Annotated in this window: 4 protein-coding genes; 2 read left to right on the top strand and 2 right to left on the bottom strand. The window is 69.4% G+C overall.

The genetic code is table 11. The features are described 5' to 3' along the window. Window positions 1-173: 173 nt before the first annotated feature. Together EHS43_RS41340 and EHS43_RS41335 are read left to right on the top strand one after the other, a co-directional pair. On the top strand, window positions 174-683 hold the full coding sequence (locus tag EHS43_RS41340) for a pyridoxamine 5'-phosphate oxidase family protein (protein ID WP_125195650.1): 510 nt from the start codon (window positions 174-176) through the stop codon (window positions 681-683). A 40-nt stretch (window positions 684-723) separates the two neighbouring features. Then, window positions 724-1,164 (top strand): VOC family protein, encoded by a 441-nt coding sequence (locus tag EHS43_RS41335; RefSeq protein WP_125195649.1) that lies wholly within the window; start codon window positions 724-726, stop codon window positions 1,162-1,164. On the opposite strand, the gene EHS43_RS41330 is transcribed toward EHS43_RS41335, so the two are convergent. Together EHS43_RS41330 and glnA are read right to left on the bottom strand one after the other, a co-directional pair. After that, window positions 1,161-1,394 carry a hypothetical protein gene (locus tag EHS43_RS41330; RefSeq protein ID WP_260470952.1) on the bottom strand — a complete coding sequence of 78 codons (234 nt, stop codon included), beginning with the start codon at window positions 1,392-1,394 and terminating at the stop codon, window positions 1,161-1,163. The genes EHS43_RS41335 and EHS43_RS41330 overlap by 4 nt on opposite strands. A 100-nt stretch (window positions 1,395-1,494) precedes the next feature. Continuing rightward, window positions 1,495-2,856 carry a type I glutamate--ammonia ligase gene (glnA, locus tag EHS43_RS41325; RefSeq protein ID WP_125195647.1) on the bottom strand — a complete coding sequence of 454 codons (1,362 nt, stop codon included), beginning with the start codon at window positions 2,854-2,856 and terminating at the stop codon, window positions 1,495-1,497. Between the last annotated feature and the right edge of the window lie 207 nt (window positions 2,857-3,063).

Raw genomic sequence — 3,063 nt, 5'->3', positions numbered from 1 at the left:
GGCCGGATCCGCCACGGGGCAGGCGGGCTCCGTGCCGCGACCGGGGTTCGTGGCTGCGGCGCGGAGCGGATCGGCGGCCCCGGCCGCATTCGGGCGGTCCCTTCGGCAGACTGGGGGGTGTCGAGCCGGACCGCCGCGGTGGCCCGGGTGTTCCCCGAGCCGGAGGCTCCGTGATGACCGAGAAGGAACCCGAGACCCACCTCGACCCCCGCTACAGCGACCCCGACGCGACGGCGCACTCCTGGGTGGACGCCGAGTCGCTGCTGGCCTCCGCCGAGCTGTTCTGGATCTCGACGGTACGGCCGGACGGGCGACCGCACGTCACGCCGTTGCCGGCCGTGTGGGCCCACGGGGCACTGCACTTCTGCACCGGCCCCGAGGAGCGCAAGGCGAAGAACCTCGCGCACAACCCGCACGTGACCCTGACCACCGGCACCAACATCTGGGACAAGGGCTACGACCTGGTGGTGGAGGGCGAGGCGGTGCGGGTCAGCGACGACGTGAGGCTGCGCGAGCTGGCCGCCGCGTGGGAGGCCAAGTACGGGGACTTCTGGCACTTCGAGGTGCGAGACGGCTACTTCCACCACGGGCCGGGACACGCCGTCGTATATGCGGTGGCGCCGCGCACGGTTTTCGGCTTCGGTAAGGGACAGCCGTTCAGCCAGACGCGGTGGCGCTTCTGAGAGCGGCCCTCTGTACAGACGTCGACAAGGGAGTCACGCCATGGACATGAGCCTCGAAGTGATCATGCTGCCGGTCTCGGACGTGGACCGGGCCAAGGAGTTCTACCGCGACAAGGTCGGCTTCCACGTGGACCTGGACGGCGAGGTGATGGAGGGCGTCCGCATCTGCCAGCTGACGCCGCCCGGCTCGGGCTGTTCCATCGCCCTGGTGGACGGCCTCCAGATCCCGACCGGCGCTCCGCGGCCCGGGACGTACCACGGGATGCAGCTGTGCGTGACGGACGCGAAGGCGGCCTACGAGGAGCTCACCTCCCGCGGCCTGGACGTCAGCGAACCGGTCCAGTTCGCCCCGCAGGACGGCGCCACCTTCATGTACTTCAAGGACCCGGACGGCAACGGCTGGGCGATCCAGGAGTACAAGCGCCGCGAGACCGAGCCGCTGCACCGGGTGCTGGCGGAGCAGGCGGGACGGCAGGACTAGCGGGGCGGCACGGAAACCGCGGCGATCGTGTACTGGTGTTCGTGGCCCGCGGGGTTCTGGTTCTCGGTCTGCTGGGTGAGTCCGTTGCCGGTGCAGGTCGGCTGCTGACCACCGGGCTGTTGGCCTCTGTTGTTGGTGCACTGGGTGTCGACCGGCTGCATCTTGGCGTCGGCCAGACCCGCGCTGCCGAGACTCAGTGCGCAGACGGCGGCGCCGGCGCCCAGCGCCATGGCGATCCGCCTCGCCGGTATCCGTGTCACCTACGGGCCGACGGCAGCACGCCGTCGGCCCGGATGCCCGCCCGACCGGGCGGAAGACTCGCGGTCCCGCCTACAAAACCGGCAGGTTCTTCCGCAGCTCGAAGGCCGTGACCTCGCTGCGGTACTCCTCCCACTCCTGCCGCTTGTTGCGCAGGAAGAAGTCGAAGACGTGCTCGCCCAGGGTCTCGGCGACCAGGTCGCTGCGTTCCATCAGGGTGAGGGCCTCGCCCAGGTTCTGGGGCAGGGGCTCGATGCCCATGGCGCGGCGCTCGGAGTTGGACAGGGCCCAGACGTCGTCCTCGGCGCCCGGCGGGAGCTCGTAGCCCTCCTCGATGCCCTTCAGGCCGGCGGCCAGGAGGAGGGCGTAGGCGAGGTAGGGGTTGGCGCCGGAGTCGAGGGAGCGGACCTCGATGCGGGCCGAGCCGGTCTTGCCGGGCTTGTACATCGGCACCCGGACCAGGGCGGAGCGGTTGTTGTGGCCCCAGCAGATGTAGGAGGGGGCCTCGCCGCCGGCGCCCGCGGTGCGCTCGGTGCCGCCCCAGATGCGCTTGTAGGAGTTGACCCACTGGTTGGTGACCGCGGAGATCTCCGCCGCGTGCTTGAGCAGGCCCGCGATGAAGGAACGGCCGACCTTGGAGAGCTGGTACTCCGAGCCGGACTCGTAGAACGCGTTCCGGTCGCCCTCGAAGAGGGAGAGGTGCGTGTGCATGCCGCTGCCCGGGTGCTCCGAGAACGGCTTCGGCATGAACGTCGCCTGGACGCCCTGTTCCAGCGCCACCTGCTTCATGACCAGGCGGAACGTCATGATGTTGTCGGCCGTGGACAGCGCGTCCGCGTAGCGCAGGTCGATCTCCTGCTGGCCGGGGGCGCCCTCGTGGTGGGAGAACTCGACCGAGATGCCCATCGACTCCAGCATGGTGATCGCCTGGCGGCGGAAGTCCATGCCGATGTTCTGGGGGGTGTGGTCGAAGTAGCCGGAGTTGTCGGCCGGGGTGGGGCGCGAGCCGTCCAGCGGGCGGTCCTTCAGCAGGAAGAACTCGATCTCCGGGTGGGTGTAGAAGGTGAAGCCCAGGTCGGAGGTGCGGGCCAGGGCGCGCTTGAGGACGTACCGGGGGTCCGCGAAGGACGGGCTGCCGTCGGGCATCAGGATGTCGCAGAACATCCGGGCCGTGCCGGGGGCCTCGGCGCGCCAGGGCAGGATCTGGAAGGTCGACGGGTCCGGCTTGGCGATCATGTCGGACTCGTATACGCGAGCGAATCCCTCGATGGCGGAGCCGTCGAAGCCGATGCCCTCGTCGAAGGCCTGTTCCAGTTCCGCCGGGGCCACGGCCACGGACTTGAGGAAGCCCAGCACGTCCGTGAACCACAGGCGTACGAACCGGATGTCGCGCTCCTCCAAGGTCCGGAGCACGAACTCCTGCTGCTTGTCCATCTTCCGCTTCCCCATCCTTGCTGGTCAGGCCGCCTGTCTCCGTGTCCCGCAGGAGGCGGTCGGGCACCTGAGCATCACACCACAACAGCGTTTCGTACGCGTTGCCGACCTTGATCGCCCCGGCGATGCGGGGGTGAACGCCTCACGTCCGGCGGATGTACTGCTCTGCCGCCCATCTTGCCTGCTCGGACCGACATACGTAATGCC

It is taken from the genome of Streptomyces sp. RP5T (assembly GCF_003933965.1).
GTDB lineage: Bacteria > Actinomycetota > Actinomycetes > Streptomycetales > Streptomycetaceae > Streptomyces.
This window is presented reverse-complemented; position numbering and strand designations above follow the sequence as displayed.